Origin of the sequence: Porifericola rhodea, assembly GCF_030506305.1 — a bacterium.
GTDB classification, from domain to species: Bacteria; Bacteroidota; Bacteroidia; order Cytophagales; family Cyclobacteriaceae; genus Catalinimonas; species Catalinimonas rhodea.
This window is the reverse complement of record NZ_CP119421.1, coordinates 3938372-3958256: the sequence shown is the minus strand read 5'-3', so window position 1 is coordinate 3958256 and position 19885 is coordinate 3938372. Positions and strand designations below refer to the sequence as shown.

The following is a 19885-nucleotide window of genomic DNA, read 5'->3' as shown; positions in this document are numbered from 1 at the left end:
CCAGCCTTTTATAGACTCTTTATATCTTTATTACAGGTTTAGCGATCTAAGTACGCTTAATGCCTTTTGATACCCGGCTTTGAAACTTTCTCTCGCATCAAGAGATGATTTCAAAGAAAGTACAGGCAAATCATTATCATAAATGTCAGACTGCATAGATTTTACTTTCTGGCTGCCTAAATCCTGTAGTATGCCGAATCGGATAAAATTCTCATCAGCAAACTTAGAAAGCTCCTGTATGGCAGTACTGTCATAAGGAAGTGCGTAAAATATCTCGTTCACATTCTCTCTGATGCAAAACTTTTTCATTTGATCTACATCACCCAAAATCATAGGATTTTTGACGTTGTCATCAAAAAAGCCTACAAACTTATATCCATTGACTTTGCTCTTGGTAAAATATCTATGAAGATTTAGCCCAGCGGGGGTATATCCGAGAATTACAGCTCTGTTTTTATTTTTTTCCAGATTGCATAAGTAACGATAGCAAAGTATAGAAGCTGCTTTTACGCCCACAGATAAAGTGATAAACAATAAATAAATATCTGCCAAAAAGGTAAAAGACAATTGATCCATACCCATAAAGAAGGCTAAGAGCGCGGAAATAGGTAAATGTAGAAGTGCAATTTTAAAGGTGGCACCAAACACTTTCCTGATCTTCCTGTAAATACCTACTGCATAAGTGTCAGTTAGTAAGCTTAATACTACCCATAGCAACATCCAGGCAAAAGCAAAAGACTGATACGCTGGTTTGGTATAAGTTACAACTTCTTCGCGCATCCATAAGGTAAGATTGAAGGATAGCGCTAGAGAAATTATTTCTATTACAACCAGCAGTACAATAAATATTCTGGAGTATTGATTTGGTCTTAGTTTACTGATCATATTCATTAAAAGGGAATTAATACAATAGTTGAAAAAATGCTTAAGCAAAACTTAAGACTGCTAATTATCTTTTTGTTAAGAAAATTATCCTTAGCTACATAATTGAGTAAACTAAACTTTGATTATGTAACCATTTAAGACAAAAATAAAAAAAAAGAAGAATATTACATCATTACCAATTAAAAATTTTAATAAAAATATTATAATTATACAATAAACCTACATTACCTATCTACGTAAAGTGCCTAATAAAGGAGGCATATCTGACTGATTTATTTGTAGTTGAGCATATATCTGTTGGTACATTTGGTATTGTTGCAGAATTAATAATGTTCAGGCTTAATTTTAATGTTAACGTATTTCAAAAAATTACGCTGACAGTACAGGAAATTAGTTTGTCAAAAAAGCTCTGCTCTTACAGATGAAAGAGTTATATCTAATAGTAAAAATTTATAACTCATTATATATACTATTAAAAAGTACAAATTGTTAGAAATTTAATATTTCTGTGGTTTCTATGAGTTTATGTACTATCTCATCTTATTTTTTCCACAAAAAACAATTGCTATTTTTTAATACAACTTACATGTGTAATATACATGTGCTTGAGTTACCTCATATTTCATGCAGAATTACGCTTATGTGGAATAAAATGTTGTGTTATGATTTTTTCATATTTACACAACCCTCACCTTCAACCATTTAGACATATACTTTTTTTTCTTATAGACAAAAAAAGCCGAGGGGATGCCTCGGCTAAATCATTATTTGTCTGTCTGATTATATCAGAAAAAGACTTTAAATATATCGTTGAAAATGGCAAAGGTCATTAGAGAAAGAAGCAGCACCATACCCACCTTCTGAGCACCTTCCAAAAATTTATCTGAAGGTTTACGCCCAGAAACAATTTCATAGGTAAGAAAGGCCACATGTCCACCATCTAGCGCCGGAATAGGCAGGAAGTTCATGAAGGCCAATACCATAGACAATAGTCCCGTAATTCTCCAGAAACGGTACCATTCCCAGGTGCCGCCAAAAATCTGAGCAATACCTATAGGACCGCTCAATGATTTAGAAGCTGATACTTCTCCGCTAAATATTTTGCCAATAGCTTTGATGTTCACCCACACCACATTAAATGCTTCCTGCGTTCCTTTAGGAATAGCCTGAGCAAATGTATATTCTTTAAAGCCAAAGTCTAGCAACTGCTTTGTACGAAAACCAAGAGTTCCGTCTTCAGCTACACTAGCCGTAAGTGAAATGGGCTCTCTAAGTTCAGACTCCGCCTGCCCACTGCTTTTTCTTAATACCTCAAGGCTTACTTCTTTATTTACATTTTGCTTCAACATGTACTGCAATTCATCAAAATACGTAACGGGCTCTCCGTTTACACTTACAATCTTATCTCCCGCCTGAAGACCAGCCGCCTCAGCATTGCTTCCCTTTACTACCTCTACTACCTCATAGGGAAAACGTGGTTCAATAAAGTTTGAGGCCGCTTCTTTGTCCGAAAGTTTGTCTAGAAAACCACTCGGTATATCTATCTGTATTCTCTCACCATTTCTTTCAACTGTATAAGAGCCTTTTTCGCTAAGAAATACTTCAGGGCCTACGAGGTCAGAAAAGCCACGGTAATCCTGACCGTTTACTTCAATGATTTTATCACCAGTTTGCAGCCCTATCTCTTCTCCTAATTCATAAGCAACAATACCATGTTCCAGCACCTCTTCTTTAGGAATATAAGACTCCCCATACTGATGGGTAAGTAGTATAAATATTATGATACCCGTAACAACATTTACAATGATGCCACCCATCATAACAATCAGTCGCTGCCAGGCAGGTTTAGCACGAAACTCCCATTCTTTAGGCTCTTCACTTAATTTTTCTGTGTCTAGCGACTCGTCTACCATACCTGAGATTTTCACAAATCCGCCTAAAGGTATAGCGCCCAGATTGTATTCAGTTTCTCCATACCTAAACCCAAAGATTTTGGGAGGAAAACCTATGTAGTATTGCTCCACACGCATACCAAAAAGTTTGGCAGCTACTAAATGGCCTAGTTCATGCAATCCTACTAAAAGTGACAGGCCCAATAATAATTGGGCAGCCATTACTAATCCTTCCATTAATTATTTGATTAATTCTTGTGCTTTGATTCTTGTTATAGTGTCTGTCTCTACGTAGTCCTCATATGAGGGCTGCGCAATATAAGGAACTTGAGCCATACAAGTGGCAACTATGTCAGACATGTCTAGAAAACCAATATTATCCTTTAAAAATTCAGCCACGGCAATCTCATTCGCCGCATTAAGAATACAAGGCATATTTCCTTTTTTGCTCATAGCCTCAAAAGCCAGAGCCAGGTTTTGAAATGTGTCGGTATCAGCTTGTTCAAAGGTAAGCTCCGGGTAATCCAGAAAGTTAAAACGAGGAAAATCTGCAAATAGTCTATGAGGAAAACTTAGCGCAAATTGAATGGGTACCCGCATATCGGGTAAGCCAAGTTGAGCCTTAATTGAAGAATCCTGAAACTGAACCAAAGAATGGACTATGGATTGAGGATGTACCACAACCTCTATCTGCTCTGGTTTAAGCCCAAAAAGCCACTTGGCTTCTATTACTTCTAAGCCTTTGTTCATTAAAGAGGCAGAGTCTATCGTTACCTTAGCACCCATATCCCAGTTAGGGTGCTTGAGCGCCTGCTTTTTAGTTACTGTCTTCAGATAGTTTTTATCTTTGCCTCTAAATGGGCCACCTGAAGCTGTAAGGATAATCTTTTCAATAGGATTATGGAACTCTCCTACCAGACACTGAAAAATTGCAGAGTGCTCCGAATCTACAGGGTAGATATTGATGCCTTTTTGAGCAGCCAGTTGCGTGATAAGTTCACCTGCTACTACCAGTGTTTCTTTGTTGGCTAGCGCAATATGTTTACCGGCCTCTATCGCTTTAATAGTAGGTAACAACCCGGCATAGCCTACTGTAGCGGTTAGTACAAGGTCAATATCTTCCATTTCCACTACCAGAGCTAAAGACTTAGCGCCAGCATACACTTTAATGGGGTAGGCTTCCAATGCATCTCTTACTTCTGCATAAAGCGTATCATCCACAATTACCACCGCATTTGGCTGAAACTTGATACTTTGTTCAATAAGTAGTTTTGCATTACGATGAGCAGTAAGTACCTCTACTACAAAATTGTCGGGATTTGCATCTATCACTTCCAGGGCCTGAGTTCCGATAGACCCCGTTGACCCTAAAATGGCGATATGCCGCTTTTCTCCTTCTTCCTTAGGCATTTGCACTGCTTATTTGGCGATAAATTCTGTCAACGAGTCTGCTATTTTACGGTCGTTAGCAAGGCGGGGCACTTTGTTTTGTCCTCCTAGTTTTCCCTGACTTTTCATATATTCTCTAAAGGCATTGTTCTTTAGGGGAACTACTTCCAGACCTCTTAAGATATTTCCAGAAATCAGATCGTCGTAGTAAGTGTTAAGTTTTTGCAGATGTAAATTTAGCTGTTTTTCAAAGCCTTCCAAATCATGGGGCTTTTGAGAAAACTCAACATACCATTCATGCAGGGGCAAACCGCTTTCAGGGTTTACCTGTGGTGCTACGGTAAACTCTACAATCTCTGTTTCGGGGTATTGCTCACAGGTTAACTGCATAGCTTTTTCTACCTCTTCACCTATTACGTGCTCGCCAAAAGCTGAGATAAAGTGCTTGATTCTGCCTGTTACCAGCAGACGGTGAGGGTGTTTAGATACAAATTTTACTGTATCGCCAATAGAATATCCCCATAGTCCGGCATTGCTATTGATTACCAAAGCGTAATTAATCCCGAGCTCAACTTCGTGTATGCTTAATCGTCTGGGGTTGTCGCTATGGTACTCATCAGCAGGGATAAACTCAAAGAAGATACCACTATCCTGAAGTAGTAAAAGGCCTTCTTCGCGTTGGGAATCCTGATACGCGATAAAACCTTCTGAAGCAGGGTAAGTCTCTATAGAAGCAACCTGCCGGCCAATAGACTCAAATATTTTCTTACGATAAGGGGCAAAATTTACCCCTCCATATACAAATACTGAGAAGTTAGGGAACACCTCTCCTACCGGCCTTCCTGTTCTTTCAATAATCCACTCAAAATACATCTGCACCCAGGGTGGAATTCCTGATATGAGTGTCATATCCTGCTGAATGGTTTCATCTACAATTTTATCCAGCTTCTGCTCCCAGTCTTCTATGCAATTGGTTTCGTAGGAAGGTAACTGATTTGTGCGTAGATAGGCCGGTACGTGATGATTTACCAGTCCGGACAACCGACCTGTTGGTATACCAGCTTTTTGATCTAAGGTTGGGCTTCCGGATAAAAAGATCAGTTTGCCATCCAAAAAATCGGACTGTCCACTCTCATGCACATAGCTTAATAGGGCGTTTCTGGCCGAATTGATATGGTTTGGGATAGATTCTTTAGTTATGGGAATGTACTTGGTACCAGAAGTAGTACCAGAAGTTTTGGCAAAATATGCCGGCTTACCTTTCCAGAGCACATCGGATTTTCCTCTCAGAATATCTTGTACGTAGTGTGATAGCCCTTCGTAGTCGCGTACAGGTACTGCTTCACGGAAGTCTTCGTAGGTGCGTATATCTTTGAAATGATGATCTTTTCCAAATTGCGTCTGCTTTCCCTTCTCAATCAGATAGTGAAGTATTTTCTCCTGCGCTTTCTCTGGTTGCATACTCCACTTGCGCTGCTGTTTTGCAATATAAGCCGCAAAAGGTTTACTTAAACTTGATCTTATTCCCATAGTTGATATAAAAAAAGCCCTAAAAAGGGCTTAATAACTTTAAGTAAATATAATAGTTTACTTTACTTTATCCACAATCGCTTTAAAAGCTTCAGGATTGTTCATGGCTAAGTCAGCCAAAACTTTACGGTTCAAGTCAATTCCGTTTGTTTTCAGTGCTCCCATAAACTGAGAGTAAGAAATACCGTAAGCTCTAACTCCAGCGTTAATTCTCTGGATCCACAACTGGCGAATCTCTCTCTTCTTAGCTTTACGGTCACGGTAAGCATACTGCTGACCTTTTTCAACAGCATTCTTAGCTACTGTCCAAACATTACTTCTACGTCCCCAGTAGCCTTTGGCTTGTTTAAGGACTTTCTTTCTTCTCGCTCTTGAAGCGACGTGATTTACTGATCTTGGCATTTTTTAAAATAAACGTTTTTGAGATAAGGTGGCTTTTCAGCACTTGAGACCAAACCTCTGGTGAACAAAAAACCTAAATAGATTTTTTCTTAGATGTTAAGCATGTCTTTGATGCGAGACTCATCAGACTTGTGTACAAGAGCGATGTGCGTCAGATTACGCTTACGCTTTGTAGCTTTTTTAGTCAAAATGTGGCTCTTGAAAGCATGCTTACGCTTGATTTTCCCGGTCCCAGTCAGTTTGAACCTTTTCTTGGCACCTGACTTGGTTTTCACTTTCGGCATTTTTACTTATTTATATGATAAACTATTGAAAACGCATTAAGATTATCAGCTCTTTGCCTTCTGCACTTTAGGAGCAAGCATCACAGTCATACGCTTACCAATAAGCTTAGGCATTTCTTCAACCTTACCTAAATCCTCCAGTTCCTGAGCAAATTTTAGAAGAAGCATTTCACCTCTTTCTTTAAAGACAATTGTACGCCCTACAAAGTGGACATAGGCCTTTACTTTTGCTCCGTCTTTTAAGAAGCCTTTGGCATGGTTCAGTTTAAACTGAAAGTCGTGGTCATCGGTATTAGGGCCAAAACGAATTTCTTTTACCACAGTCTTTTGTGACTTCTGCTTGATCTCTTTTTGCTTCTTCTTCTGTTCGTACTTGAACTTAGAATAGTCAATGATCTTACAGACAGGTGGATCGGCTTTTGGCGAGATTTCAACCAAATCTAAATTCTGATTCTGCGCCATTCTGCGGGCTGAATCTATGTCATGAATCTCGTTATCGGCATTATCACCAACGACGCGGACGAATTGTGCCCTAATCTTTTCATTGATCTTATAGGGTTCTTCTGTCCTTCTGACAAATCCTCTTTTTTTAAATTTGCTAATTTTCTACCTCCTTTGGTTCGTTAAAAATAATTCGCTTTCTAGCAACCGTTCTACGACGGTGCAAATATCAAGTAATATTTACTATAATCAAAAAGCTGTAACTATAAAATAATACAAAATAGAGCAAATAAAGTTTCAAGCTGACCGATTAAAACAGCTTAAAACGTCTATTTTTCCTGAGATTGCTCTTTAAAGTAGTGAACAAATTTATTTAGGCTAAAGCTACCAATATCACCTTCGCCATGTTTACGGGCAGATACTGCCTGCTCTTCCTGCTCCTTTTCTCCTACTATCAGCATATAAGGAATTTTATTTACTTCAGCATCCCTAATCTTTCTTCCGATCTTCTCATCACGGTGGTCTATGATTCCTCTGATGTCATGCTCAGCTAAAGCCAGCAGTACCTGATCTGCGTATTCAGCGTATTTTTCAGAGATAGGAAGTATGCTCACCTGCTCCGGGGCCAGCCATAAAGGTAAGTTACCTCCGGTATGCTCCAGTAGAATAGCCACAAAACGCTCCATTGAGCCAAATGGTGCACGGTGTATCATTACCGGGCGGTGCTTCTGATTATCTGCGCCAATATATGTGAGGTCAAATCGCTCCGGCAGGTTATAATCTACCTGAATCGTACCCAATTGCCACTGACGACCTAAAGCATCCTTCACCATAAAGTCGAGTTTAGGACCATAAAAAGCAGCTTCTCCGTATTCGGTAACCGTGTTTAGCCCTTTTTCTTCAGCAGCTTCAATAATAGCCTGCTCTGAAATCTGCCAGTTTTCTTCACTACCAATGTACTTAGAGCGATCTTCCTGATCGCGCAGGGAAATCTGAGCGGTATAATTCTCAAACCCTAGCGATGTAAATACATACATCACCAGATCTATTACTTTTTTAAACTCATCTTTAAGCTGGTCGGGACGACAGAAGATATGAGCATCATCTTGAGTAAAACCTCTTACCCGGGTTAGTCCATGCAGCTCGCCGCTCTGTTCGTAACGATATACCGTACCAAATTCCGCGAAACGTATTGGCAGCTCTTTATAGGAATGAGGTTTGCTTTTGTATATCTCACAATGGTGAGGGCAGTTCATGGGTTTTAGCAAAAACTCCTCATCTTCGTGAGGTGTAGTAATAGGACGGAAGGAGTCCTGCCCATACTTTTCATAATGTCCGGAAGTAACATAAAGTTGCTTCTGCCCGATATGGGGTGAAATTACCTGCTCATAGCCAGCTTTGCGTTGCGCTTTTTTAAGAAAGTTTTCCAGACGTTCTCGTAGTAGTACTCCTTTAGGCAACCAAAGTGGTAGCCCGGAGCCTACTTTTTCTGAAAAAGTAAAAAGCTCTAATTCTTTACCTAGTTTACGATGGTCTCTTTTCTTTGCCTCTTCAAGCATTTCCAGATACTCTTTGAGTTCTTTCTGCTTAGGAAAAGTAATACCATATATACGAGTTAGCTGCTTATTTTTCTCATCACCTCGCCAGTAAGCTCCTGCTACATTTAGCAGCTTAACCGCCTTAATAAAACCAGTGTGAGGAATATGAGGACCTCGGCAAAGGTCAGTAAAGTTACCCTGCTCATAAAAAGTGATAGTACCATCTTCCAGCCCTTCCAGAAGGTCCAGTTTATACTCGTCACCTTTGTCCTGATAATATTTTACTGCTGAGGCCTTGTCAATAGGCATACGTTTGTACTCGCTCTTCTGACGAGCCAGTTCCAGCATTTTCTTCTCTATCTTCTCCAGCTCATCGGAACTAAATTCTTTATCGCCAAAATCCACATCGTAGTAGTAACCATTTTCTATTGAAGGTCCGATGCCAAATTTGATACCCGGGTACAGAGCTTCAAGAGCTTCAGCCAAAAGGTGAGCAGAAGAGTGCCAAAACGTAGACTTACCTTCTGCATCGTTCCAGGTGAGGAGTTGTACACTCGCATCTTCTTCTATAGGGCGCGTAGCATCCCAAACTTCGCCATTTACTTTAGCCGCCAGCACATTACGCGCCAGGCCTTCACTAATACTAAGGGCTATATCTAATCCGCTACTGCCTTGAGGGTATTCTTTTTCTGATCCGTCAGGTAGTGTAATCTTGATTTCTTTGCTCATAAAAAGTTTGCGCTTATAAACTTCTAAGGTTTATCTGGAGTAATTGGCTGCAGGGGTGCCAATCCTTTTTTCATTTTTTCTAATTCCTGCTCTTGTTGCTTTTGCCACAAATATGCAACTTTTCTTCTAAGATAGTCCAGTTCCTCTCCAGCAATTTTATGAAGCTCTATCTGTTGTAATGAGTCTTTTTCCAGTATTTCTTCATATTTCTGGATGGCTTGCTGGTATTTCCTTCTCTTATCGTAAATTCTTGCCTGGCTCAGCAGGGCTTCTTTATCGTTAGGCCTTCTTTCCAGCATTTGCTCAGCATAAAAACTGGCTGAATCATACCAGTTTTTTTCGTAATACATGTTCATCAGCTCTTTGTTCACTGCGAAATAGTCTACTTGCTTACTATCTTTGATCTGGTAAAGAATTGCCGCCGCGCTATCCGGATTGCCCACCCTACGAAGAATCTGAGCCTGTTGAAACAGCAAACGTTTGCTTATACCTCCTGACTGTTGAGCCAGATTTTGATCCATATATTTGCGAGCTTTCTGATAGTTCTGAGCGTTCATGTACATATCTACTAATGCTTCGTAAATATCATCGGGCTGCCCACCAAGCTCAAGACTTTTAAGAAGTTGAGATTCAGCCGCTGCTGTATCTTTACTGGCAGCCAGAGCCTTACCTTTCATCAGGTAGTTATATGGATTTTTTGGTGCCATAGCCAAAGCACTATCGCTATACAATAGTGCATCGGCATGGTAGTTACTTTTGAGACTTGCCTGAGCCAGAAGCTCATACAGTTCTACTGAAGCTCCTCCATTTTCTAAAGCATTTTTTGCTTCCTTGAAAGCTTCGCGATGCTGTCCTTTCTGCAAATGCACTTTTGCACTGGTAAGCCGGTAGAGCGGATCATTATTATCTAACTCCAGTGCTTTTCGTATGCTGGAAAGAGCGTTATTAAGCTTATTTTGCTGGAGCAATAACTCTGAACGACGATAGTGCGCCTCAGCATTGTCCGGGTCTTTATCTATTAGCTTGTCTACTACTGTAACTCCATACTCATAATATGAGGCATCAAAATCCGGAAGTTCAGGAATCTGATGTTGCTCCTGCGTTTGACAACCAAAAAGAAATAGGCAGCCTCCTAGAAGTATACTATATCTTACAGATAATTGCTGAAAGGAAAAGATCATCTTGTGTGTTTTGTTTGATGATGTATTAACACAATTATCGTAGAAATCATTAGCAATTTAACGATAAAAGCTGCCTACATCTGTCATCTGGTTTTTGCCATCTGCATAGGTAGCATAGTCAAAGCCTTTTTGCAAGGCATAAGAGCCTACTTCTCCGTTTTTGCCCAGGGCTAAAAACCCAATTTGTATGTCTTTGGCGTTTTTCTGTTTTGAGATACGTTTGATAGCCACTTCGCAGGCTTCCTGAGGTGAGTAACCTTGACGCATGAGCTCCACAATCAGGTGAGCACCACAGATTTTTACGATAGCCTCACCCATTCCGGTAGCCGTAGCAGCCCCAACTTCATTATCTATAAATAAACCTGCGCCAATAATTGGTGAGTCTCCAACTCTGCCATGCATTTTGTAAGCCAGTCCACTGGTCGTACAAGCGCCTGAAAGATTACCCTCTTCGTCAAGGGCCAGCATGCCAATAGTGTCGTGGTTTTCAATATTGATTATTGGCTTGTATTCTGCCTCTTTCAACCACTCTTTCCAGGCCTTTTTAGATCGTTCAGTAAGCAGATTTTCTTTCTTAAACCCCTGAGATAAAGCAAACTCCTGTGCACCTTCGCCTACCAACATTACATGAGGGGTTTTTTCCATAACCAGGCGAGCGACAGAAATTGGATGCATAATTTCTTCCAGACAGGCTACTGCGCCACACTCTCCATTTTCGTCCATGATGCATGCATCTAAGGTTACGCGCCCATCACGATCGGGAAGCCCTCCATAACCAACACTTAAGTTGTCTTCTGCCTCGGTTACCATTACTCCGGCTTCTACAGCGTCTAGTGCCCGCCCTCCTTTAGAGAGCACTTTCCAGGCGGCTTCATTAGCTGCCAATCCGTGGCGCCAGGTAGAAACGACTACAGGCTTCTTAGCCTGAGGGGCAGGGTTAGCAAAGGCAGGTCTTAAAGCAGCCAGGTTTCCCAAACCTACACTAGCAGCAGTTATTTTCTTTAAAAATGATCGTCTTTTAGTCATGACAGATTATGATATAGAATAAGTTGAGATTGTGTGATGCAAATATAATGTTGCAAAAGCTTTAAAATTAGTGAATTCTAAGCGTACTGGCACTGTTTGCCATTCAAAATCGTTCAAGCCATAAGCAATTTATGCTCAAACCATGAAAAAAGCTCTCATCTTATTTTTATTAATTTCCAGCTGTTTTATTCAAGATATAAAGGCTCAACGTACTGAGCAGTACACAACTAAGTCAAAAAAAGCAATTAAATATTATGTGGAATCCACCAATTATTTTATCCGCAGACAATATGGCCCTGCTCTGGAGTTATTAAGTGCGGCAATAAAAAAAGATGGTGACTTTGCTGAAGCACACCTGCGCATGAGCAAGATTTTTAAAGCAGTAGGTGATGATAAAAGAGAGCAGTATCATTTACAGAAAGTTGTTAAAGCTCAGTATAATAACCCTAAATTTTCTGAAGCCCAGGTACTTCTAGCTGGAAAATACTTTAACGAAGGAGAGTATGAACAGTCGCGCAAGCTGGCTACCCATGTGCTGAATATGAAGGATGTACATAAGTTGATGAAAGAAGATGCTCAGTACCTCTTAGCAAATATTGATTATACAGAAAGACACATTAACCAGCCTGTAAAATTTAACCCTGAGCCTATTCGTGGAGGCATGAACCAGCTCGGTCTGCAATATTTTCCTGTGCTCACCGTAGACCAGGAGCAGATGATTTTTACTGGCCGTAGAGGCAACCTTCCTCAGTACGATGAAGATATTTATGTAAGTAAAAAGCTTAAGAATGGAGAATGGTCTGAACCAGAGCTACTTTCTCCTAACCTTACCACCCGGGCCAATGAGGGCACCTGTACCATTTCTGCCGATGGTCGTACTCTTATATTTACTGCTTGCCAAGAGCGAAGTGGGCTGGGCAGCTGCGACCTTTATATCAGCTATAAAATAGGTGAGGACTGGACTGTCCCTAAAAATCTGGGAGGGCAGGTCAATGGCAAGTCCTGGGAGTCTCAACCCAGCCTGTCGGCTGATGGAAAAACACTTTATTTTATTTCTGATCGTGCAGGGGGTATAGGGCGAAGAGACATTTATGTAAGCTACCGCAATGAAAAGGGAGAATGGAGCAAAGCAGAAAACCTGGGCAAAGACATCAACACAGCTCGCGATGAGGTTTCTCCATTTATACATGCCAACGGACAAACTTTATATTTTGCTTCTAATGGATTGCCGGGCTTCGGAGAGTTTGACCTGTTCGTAGCAGAAAAGCAAGGCACTGGATGGACTACACCCAAAAATTTAGGTTACCCTATCAATACCAAAGAGGATCAGGCTTCCTTGTTTATCACTGCTGATGGTAAAGATGCTTACTATTCGCACGAACAGCGGCAGGGCGATCGCTATGTGAGCAGCTTTATATTTACTTTTGAAATACCGGAAGAGATACGAGTAAGCAATAAAAGTAGCTATGTTGAAGGAATTGTATATGATGCTAGCACCAAAGAACCGTTGGGTGCCTCTGTGGAGCTTATTGACCTTAACAGCCAGCAAAAGATAGCGCAGGTAGACTCTGACCCCAAGCTAGGAGAATACCTGATGGTACTCACCGAAGGCTCAGAATATGCGCTGTATGTTGAAAGGGATGGTTATCTTTTTGAAAGCCTGACTTTTAATTATAGCCACAAGAATAGTCAGGACATCAATAAACCCCTACATATTGATATTTACTTACAGCCCATCGTAAAAGGTAAAGAAACAGTGCTTAACAACATCTTTTTTGATGTAGATAAGTATGAGATAAAATCTGCCTCTGAGCCAGAGCTAAATAAAGTAGCCCAGTTTTTACGCGAAAATCCCGACATAAAAATTACTATAAATGGCCATACTGATAATCAGGGAAGCGCAGACTATAACCTGGAACTCTCTTCCAGAAGGGCTAAGGCAGTATATGATTACTTAATTAAACTGGGCATTGCTGAGAACAGGCTACAATACCGCGGCTACGGACAATCCAAGCCAGTAGAGACTAATGATACAGAAGAAGGGCGGCAGGCTAATCGTAGAATTGCTTTTGAGATCTTATAAAGAAAGAGCACCTGACTTTTAGGTGCTCCTTCAAAAACTTTTTTATGGTTTCTTTCCCATCTGCTGTAGCTGAGCATGTACTTCAGGTACTTTGGCCATTCCCAAGTCTGGCTCTTCTCCATGTGGCACGGCTACCCTAAAGGTAAATTCACCTTTTCCATCAATTGATTTTCCGGTAGTCCAGCGAGTTTTAGGATCGCTCTCTTGCGTAGCTCCAACCTTAGTAGATAAAAATGCATAGCTAAACTCTTTCGCTTCTTTTTCCTGAGGAAAGCTATTGGGTATTGGATGTACTTCGTCCATTTCTTCCAATACTGCCATCCACTGGTTCTGATGCATGGTGTCTCTGGCAATTAAAAACGAAAGCATATCTTTCATACCAGGGTCATCAGTATATTCATACAGGCGAGTGGCCAGGGCTCTACCACCAGCTTCTGCAGTTACATTAGCATGCATATCGGCAGCAATATTACCAGTTCCGACAATATACCCTCCATTAAAGGGTGTGCCGGTACTGTCTACAGCCATCGCTCCTAAGCCTGAGGACAGTATATGACGAGAGTTCATTCCTCCAAGTACTGCCTCTACTACCGGGTTTTCTCCAGCAATTTTTTCCTTAAGCGCATAGTCTGCACCTTCAAGGTTAAGCGCAACAGCAGTACAGAGCATTTCTATATGCGACATCTCTTCCGTACCTGTTTCCAGCAGCATGTCTCTGTATTTTTTTGGACCACGGGCGTTCCAAGCCTGAAATAAGTATTGAAGGCAAACACGTATTTCTCCCTCAATTCCACCAATAGCCTGTTGAAGCATTTTTGCAAAAACCGGACTTGATTTTTCTACTTTGACCGGGTACTGTAATTTTCCATCATGATAAAACATAAAAATAAGTTTAGTTATATTAAAAAATGATTACAGTATCAATAATCAACAAACCTCTAAATTGTCTACTGATTATTTTAAAATGATATAAGCATACTAAATAAAAGTGGCAAACTTTCTATCAACAGTTAAGTATTAACTGCTAAATATGGGTATTATCTTATTGAATTATAAGTATAATTTATAATTATTACTGAAGCTATTTTAAGCCTAATTAAAATCTAAAAGATAAGACTAAATGTACTACCTTCTCCTTTTACAGATTGCACACTGATATTGCCTTTGTGCAAGCGCATTATTTGTCGGGAAAGGCTTAAGCCTATGCCTGAGCCTTCGCTTTTAGTAGTAAAAAAAGGCACAAAAATATGCTCTAGTATTTCTTCTTCAATTCCATTGCCATTGTCTTTTAACTGAAGTACAGTCTGATTTTTGTCATCAATAAACGCCTGGAGACTTATTTTGGGTTGTGGCCTATGCTGTGAAGCATCTATGGCATTATTCACAAGGTTGATCAAAATCTGCTCAACCAGCTCAAAATCAGCTTTAATTTGCAGACTGTCTGCTCTGATATGCTCATGCCACTCTATATTCTTCTCCTGTAAGCGTGGCTTCATAAGAGCATGCAACCTGCTAAATAGCTCCCGCACCTCAACAGCACGAAACTGTGGCTGAGCGATTTGGGTGAGGCTTTTGTAAGCTTTAACAAAGTTTATAAGGCCAAGCGTACGCTCTTCAATAGTAATCAGGCTTCCATGTAAATCGTTTAGTTCTTCTGAATCCAGCGTATTGAGCTGTACCCTGCCATCATCTTGGGTTTGAATCAGCATCTGATTGACCATACTCGTCAGATTGGAAATCGGAATCACAGAATTCATGATTTCGTGGGTAAGTACTCTGATCAGCTTTTGCCAAGAATCTACTTCCTGCTCTTCTAACTCTGAGCGAAAATCCTGCATAGAAAGGAGTTTATAATACTGATCATTCATTTTAAATGCAGTAGCCTGTACTGACAACTGTAGCAGTTGCTGCCTAACTATGAGCTTTAACATAGTTTTTTCTCCGGCTTCCAGACTTTCAATTGTATGATAAAGTTCGCTGTCTATTTCCTGAAAGTCTTGCAACTGCCTGATGGCTGGCTTTTTAAAAAGTTGTTTAGCCGCCTGATTGATTAGTTGTATATTACCCTCTGCATCCAGACAAATTATAGCAATTGGAATCTGAGCTACTACATTTTGTAGATATAAATGATTGACCTCTTTCTCTTGCCTTAGCTTTTTAAAAGTACTGACCAGTTGATTGAAAACTTCGCTGAGCATATGCCCTTTCATGGCTGGCTGCTGGTAGTAAGTATTAGAAAATTCCCCCTGTTGTACAGCAATCACCAGATTTTCCATTTCGCGGTGTGTACGCTCTATGTAGCGTATAAGCTCTGTAAATAAAGCGACAAAAAGCAAGGTTAGCCAGAGTGAAACCAGCCAGAAATGCGTCTGAGTTAGCACATAAAAAATACCGAAACCTATTAAGTTAAGAAACAGCAGCCGAAGCAGTATCTGGGTTCTGAAAATGGTATATCGCATAAGCGGTGTGCTGGCTATATTGAGTTAGCGCAAGCTGTTGGGTTTGGATATTTAAAGATCGTACTTTTTCATCTTACGATAAAGTGTGCTTCTTCCCATACCCAAAGCTTTAGAAGCATGGCTTAAATTGCCTTTATATTTTTGAATAGCATCCGCTATCGTTTGTTTCTCTATCTGCTCCAGATTTAGGGTAGTTTCAACTTTGGTCGTATTTGCCTGACTTTTGGGCATCAAAAAGTTTTCTGTCTCCAGGCTGCTAGAGTCACTCAAGATTACTGCACGCTCCACGGCATGCTGAAGCTCACGTACATTGCCCGGCCATTGGTAATGCCTTAATTGCTTTAGTGTACGTGCGTTTATGCTTAACTCTCCCTTTTGGTATTTTTTAGCAAAAAAACGAATAAAATGAAGAAGCAAAACTTCAATATCTTCGGGGCGGTGCCTAAGCGGAGGCAAGTGTATTTCTACAGTATTAATTCTGTATAGTAAATCCTGTCGGAAGCCAGGTCTTTCCTGGTTCGCTAGTTCATAAAGAGGCATATTGGTAGCACAGATCAAGCGTACATCGGTTTGTATAGGTTTATTCGTACCTACCCTTACAATTTGCTTACTTTGCAGTGCCGTAAGTAGCTTTGCCTGAAGTGGAAGGGTGAGATTTCCGATTTCATCCAGAAAAAGCGTACCCGAAGAAGCAATTTCAAACCTGCCTGCCCGCTCCTCTACTGCACCTGTAAATGCTCCTCTGGCATGCCCAAAGAGCTCTGACTCAAACAGAGTTTCCGTTACTGCACCCAGATCTACTTTTATAAACGCCTGCCCTGCTCTTAGCGATGCACGATGAATCGCTCTTGCTACCAGCTCTTTGCCTGTACCGTTCTCTCCCAGAATGAGCACATTGGCATCTGTTGCAGATACCTTTCGCACGGTGTCAAAAACAGTCCGCATAGCATCAGACTGACTGACTATCTCGCTAAATGGACTTTCCAGGTCCTGACTTAGCGCAGCTTCGCGACCTTTAAGTTGGTAAAGCTCTTTTTGAGAGCGGTGCCGCTGAAAATGTGAAAGTATAGTTGTGCTAAGGCGCTCCTTTTCCCAGGGTTTGGTTAAAAAGTCTACCGCTCCAATTTTCATAGCATTTACTGCCAGGTCTATATCGCCATAGGCGGTAGTGACGATGATTTGCGCTTCTCTGTCTACTTTTAAAATTTCTTCAATCCAAAAAAGCCCTTCCTGACCACTGGTTTTGCCCTGGGCAAAGTTCATATCCAGCAATATCACATCGTAATGCTCTACCTCAAGCAAACTCATCACTTCAGACGGGTGCGCGGCAGCTTTTATCTGCGTAAACAACTGTTTAAGTATTAATCTGGCAGTATACAGCACCGCCTGATCATCATCTATAATCAGTATCTTTCCGTCTCTTTTATCCATGTTACAAAGGAAAAGCCTTAGTGGCTAATTTGCTTTCTCCGCGTCATATTCGCAAATCAACTGTTTCATTTTGGCACATGTAGTTGTAAGACAATGATACACTTTGGCAGGTGTTTTACATCAAATACACTGATAATCAATTGATTATACTCATGGCATAGTTTTTCCAATAAAGACATGAGTATATAAGCGTAATACATTCATGATTAAAAACTACTTTATAATAGCCTACCGTAATCTGATTAAGAACAAAGTATTTTCTTTCGTCAATCTTTTGGGCTTTACCTTAGGATTTGTTGCCTTCATATTTATTGCTCTCTACGTAGCTGATGAGCTAAGTTATGATCGCTTTCACAAGCAGGCAGCACATATTTACCGCTTAACAGAGCATGTAATAGACGATAAGGGTGAAAGGCACAATGCCAAAGCCGCTACGCGGATAGCTCCGGCTGCTATAGAAAATTTTGCTGCGGTAAAAGAAGCTGTGCGACTGAATGTATTTGGCCGTTTTACTTTAGGCTATAATGATTTTCGTGATTATGAAATTCTTTATACCTCCGACGAGAGTTTCTTCCGAATTTTTGACTGTAGCTTTATTGAAGGTGATGCCACCAATGCTTTATCCAACCCCTACTCTATTGTACTTACTAAGACTCTGGCTCATAAATATTTTGGAAACGAATCTCCACTGGGTAAAAGTATGTACAATAACCGCTTCGGTTCAGAACTAAAGGTTACAGCAGTTATAGAGGATTTTCCTGCTAACTCTCATATGCGTCCCGGCTTATTGATCCCTTTCAGCAGCATGCTGTCTTATGAGTACATACAAGCATTGACAGAAAACGATTGGTACTCACATGAATTTGCTACCTACCTCCTACTGGATGAACAGGCTGATACCAGTAGAATTGCCCGGGGCCTGACCGAAATTGCCAATCGTAACCGCGATGAGATGTACCACCGTAACAGCTATCATTTACAGGCGTTGACAGATATTCATTTTCACTCTCACCATCTGGACAATGACTACATTATTCCCGGAAGTATGAACTATATCTATATTTTCGCGGGAATAGGACTGCTTATTTTACTGGTAGCATTTGTAAATTATATTAACTTATCTACTGCCCGAGCTATGAAACGGGTAAAAGAAGTAGGCCTCAGAAAAGCTGTGGGGGCAAGCCGAAAGCAACTTATGTATCAGTTTATCTGTGAGTCTTTGCTACTGGTTCTTCTCACTATGATACTGGCTATAACCATTGTTCAGCTTTTGCTACCCGCGTTTAATGACCTGGCATACAAAGCTTTGAAGCTAGATCTTTTAGATGGTCCTATACTAGCTGTGCTTTTGGTGGTAGCGCTAATTTCGGGGCTGTTGGCAGGAGCTTACCCTGCTTTTTATCTGTCGGGTATTCACCCTTCTCTTATTCTTAAGCAGCAATGGTCACTTCAGCAGAACAGCTGGCTACGGCAAATGCTGGTAGTAGGGCAGTTTTCGTTCGCCATATTGATGATTTCCCTCACCATAGTAAATTATCAGCAGATGGACTATATACGAAATGCAGACCTGGGCTATGAGCGTGAACAGCTATTAGCAGTTGATATTAATAGCGGCGTATTAAGAAGCAGGTACGAGGCCGTTAAGTCAGAGTTTGAATCTATCCCCCAAGTACAAAAAGTAAGCGCCGTTTCTAGAATACCCGGTGACTGGAAGGGTATCTCTCGTGCAGGTATTGAGACTGATCATCAGAATGTAGACTTTCTATACCTGGCCGGAGACGAAGATTTTCTGCCCACTTTTGGCATACAACTTCTGGAGGGGAGAAATTTTATCAATAGCCCGGCAGATTCAGCAAAAGTAATTTTGAACCAGACGGCCGTAAAAGCCCTGGACCTGACTGACCCAATTGGTAAAAGAATTAAGCTTACGCACTTTAATCAGAATAAAGTAAGTATACCCTTTGAAATGGAAGTTATAGGGGTCATACAAGATGTACATTTTGAGAAAGTGCACCACCAAATTGCGCCTACCCTTATCACCTATCGTCTTAACCCTTTTTACCCGATAGACTATTATACCCTTAAGATAGGTACAGAGGATGTACAGGCTATCTTAAGCGCTATTGACAAGCTTACTCAGGAATTTGACCCGGAAAACCCTCTGGAGTATAATTTTCTGGATGATAAGTTTGAAGAGTTATATCTTTCCGAAACCAAATCAGGAGAATTGATTAGTGTGGCTACTTTTTTTGCTATACTTATTGCCTGCATGGGGCTCTTTGGGCTGACTAACTTTTCTGTAGAGCAACGCACCAAAGAAGTTGGTGTACGCAAAGTGTTGGGTGCAGAGGTTTGGCAAATTGTGTGGTTAATTTCCCGGAAGTTTATGCTGCTGATTAGTATTGCATTTTTTATCACTACACCTATTGGCTGGTGGCTAAATAAAAATTGGCTCAATGAGTTTGCCTACCATATAGACCTTACTCTGGAGCAGCTCTTGCTTTCAGCTTTATCAGTCATTCTTGTCAGTCTAATCACGATCAGCTACCAAACGATTAAGGCGGCACTGGCCAACCCGGCAAACTCGCTTCGGTACGAATAAATTACTCACCTCA

The 19885-nt window shown here is 40.7% G+C and carries 15 protein-coding genes; 2 read left to right on the top strand and 13 right to left on the bottom strand.

Annotated features, from left to right (window positions below; translation table 11 throughout):
* Positions 1-30: 30 nt before the first annotated feature.
* The 10 genes from PZB74_RS16265 to PZB74_RS16220 all read right to left on the bottom strand — a co-directional run bounded on the left by PZB74_RS16265 (position 31) and on the right by PZB74_RS16220 (position 11297).
* Entirely contained in the window at positions 31-891 is an 861-nt protein-coding gene (locus PZB74_RS16265) for a nucleoside-diphosphate sugar epimerase/dehydratase (RefSeq protein ID WP_302237993.1), read from the bottom strand.
* 779 nt (positions 892-1670) lie between these two features.
* A complete protein-coding gene (gene rseP / locus PZB74_RS16260; protein WP_302237991.1) occupies positions 1671-3014 on the bottom strand; it encodes an RIP metalloprotease RseP in 1344 nt (447 codons plus the stop codon).
* A gap of 3 nt (positions 3015-3017) precedes the next feature.
* Complete coding sequence (locus PZB74_RS16255; protein ID WP_302237988.1) at positions 3018-4187, bottom strand: 1-deoxy-D-xylulose-5-phosphate reductoisomerase; 1170 nt, start codon at positions 4185-4187, stop codon at positions 3018-3020.
* A gap of 9 nt (positions 4188-4196) precedes the next feature.
* The gene (locus PZB74_RS16250) at positions 4197-5696 is read right to left on the bottom strand and encodes a GH3 auxin-responsive promoter family protein (protein WP_302237986.1); all 1500 of its coding nucleotides are present in this window, start codon (positions 5694-5696) and stop codon (positions 4197-4199) included.
* 57 nt (positions 5697-5753) lie between these two features.
* Positions 5754-6098: a 50S ribosomal protein L20 gene (rplT, locus tag PZB74_RS16245; RefSeq protein WP_302237984.1), complete on the bottom strand. Its 345-nt coding sequence runs from the start codon at positions 6096-6098 to the stop codon at positions 5754-5756.
* 89 nt (positions 6099-6187) lie between these two features.
* Complete coding sequence (gene rpmI / locus PZB74_RS16240) at positions 6188-6382, bottom strand: 50S ribosomal protein L35 (protein ID WP_302237982.1); 195 nt, start codon at positions 6380-6382, stop codon at positions 6188-6190.
* A 45-nt stretch (positions 6383-6427) separates the two neighbouring features.
* The gene (gene infC, locus PZB74_RS16235; RefSeq protein ID WP_302242812.1) at positions 6428-6985 is read right to left on the bottom strand and encodes a translation initiation factor IF-3; all 558 of its coding nucleotides are present in this window, start codon (positions 6983-6985) and stop codon (positions 6428-6430) included.
* Between the two features lie 167 nt (positions 6986-7152).
* Entirely contained in the window at positions 7153-9090 is a 1938-nt protein-coding gene (gene thrS / locus PZB74_RS16230; RefSeq protein ID WP_302237980.1) for a threonine--tRNA ligase, read from the bottom strand.
* A 23-nt stretch (positions 9091-9113) separates the two neighbouring features.
* Complete coding sequence (locus PZB74_RS16225) at positions 9114-10271, bottom strand: tetratricopeptide repeat protein (RefSeq protein WP_302237977.1); 1158 nt, start codon at positions 10269-10271, stop codon at positions 9114-9116.
* Between the two features lie 57 nt (positions 10272-10328).
* Positions 10329-11297, bottom strand: a complete 969-nt coding sequence (locus tag PZB74_RS16220) for an isoaspartyl peptidase/L-asparaginase family protein (protein WP_302237975.1) — start codon at positions 11295-11297, stop codon at positions 10329-10331.
* A gap of 256 nt (positions 11298-11553) precedes the next feature.
* On the opposite strand from PZB74_RS16220, the gene PZB74_RS16215 reads away from it, so the two are divergent.
* Positions 11554-13380, top strand: a complete 1827-nt coding sequence (locus PZB74_RS16215) for an OmpA family protein (RefSeq protein WP_302237973.1) — start codon at positions 11554-11556, stop codon at positions 13378-13380.
* Positions 13381-13422: 42 nt separating this feature from the next.
* Here PZB74_RS16215 and PZB74_RS16210 read toward each other — a convergent pair whose 3' ends face one another.
* The 3 genes from PZB74_RS16210 to PZB74_RS16200 all read right to left on the bottom strand — a co-directional run bounded on the left by PZB74_RS16210 (position 13423) and on the right by PZB74_RS16200 (position 17270).
* A complete protein-coding gene (locus PZB74_RS16210) occupies positions 13423-14262 on the bottom strand; it encodes a manganese catalase family protein (protein ID WP_302237971.1) in 840 nt (279 codons plus the stop codon).
* A gap of 221 nt (positions 14263-14483) precedes the next feature.
* Entirely contained in the window at positions 14484-15839 is a 1356-nt protein-coding gene (locus tag PZB74_RS16205; RefSeq protein WP_302237969.1) for a sensor histidine kinase, read from the bottom strand.
* A gap of 51 nt (positions 15840-15890) precedes the next feature.
* Complete coding sequence (locus PZB74_RS16200; protein ID WP_302237967.1) at positions 15891-17270, bottom strand: sigma-54-dependent transcriptional regulator; 1380 nt, start codon at positions 17268-17270, stop codon at positions 15891-15893.
* Between the two features lie 202 nt (positions 17271-17472).
* Here PZB74_RS16200 and PZB74_RS16195 point away from each other — a divergent pair, with 202 nt between their 5' ends.
* Positions 17473-19872, top strand: coding sequence for an ABC transporter permease (locus PZB74_RS16195; protein ID WP_302237966.1), 2400 nt, complete (start codon positions 17473-17475; stop codon positions 19870-19872).
* The last annotated feature ends 13 nt before the right edge of the window (positions 19873-19885 follow it).

Bases quoted from the DNA above. Each gene is read 5' to 3' on its own strand.
- PZB74_RS16265 (WP_302237993.1), bottom strand. From the start codon at position 891: ATGAATATGATCAGTAAACTAAGACCAAATCAATACTCCAGAATATTT.
- rseP (WP_302237991.1), bottom strand. From the start codon at position 3,014: ATGGAAGGATTAGTAATGGCTGCCCAATTATTATTGGGCCTGTCACTT.
- PZB74_RS16255 (WP_302237988.1), bottom strand. From the start codon at position 4,187: ATGCCTAAGGAAGAAGGAGAAAAGCGGCATATCGCCATTTTAGGGTCA.
- PZB74_RS16250 (WP_302237986.1), bottom strand. From the start codon at position 5,696: ATGGGAATAAGATCAAGTTTAAGTAAACCTTTTGCGGCTTATATTGCA.
- rplT (WP_302237984.1), bottom strand. From the start codon at position 6,098: ATGCCAAGATCAGTAAATCACGTCGCTTCAAGAGCGAGAAGAAAGAAA.
- rpmI (WP_302237982.1), bottom strand. From the start codon at position 6,382: ATGCCGAAAGTGAAAACCAAGTCAGGTGCCAAGAAAAGGTTCAAACTG.
- thrS (WP_302237980.1), bottom strand. From the start codon at position 9,090: ATGAGCAAAGAAATCAAGATTACACTACCTGACGGATCAGAAAAAGAA.
- PZB74_RS16225 (WP_302237977.1), bottom strand. From the start codon at position 10,271: ATGATCTTTTCCTTTCAGCAATTATCTGTAAGATATAGTATACTTCTA.
- PZB74_RS16220 (WP_302237975.1), bottom strand. From the start codon at position 11,297: ATGACTAAAAGACGATCATTTTTAAAGAAAATAACTGCTGCTAGTGTA.
- PZB74_RS16210 (WP_302237971.1), bottom strand. From the start codon at position 14,262: ATGTTTTATCATGATGGAAAATTACAGTACCCGGTCAAAGTAGAAAAA.
- PZB74_RS16205 (WP_302237969.1), bottom strand. From the start codon at position 15,839: ATGCGATATACCATTTTCAGAACCCAGATACTGCTTCGGCTGCTGTTT.
- PZB74_RS16200 (WP_302237967.1), bottom strand. From the start codon at position 17,270: ATGGATAAAAGAGACGGAAAGATACTGATTATAGATGATGATCAGGCG.
- PZB74_RS16195 (WP_302237966.1), top strand. From the start codon at position 17,473: ATGATTAAAAACTACTTTATAATAGCCTACCGTAATCTGATTAAGAAC.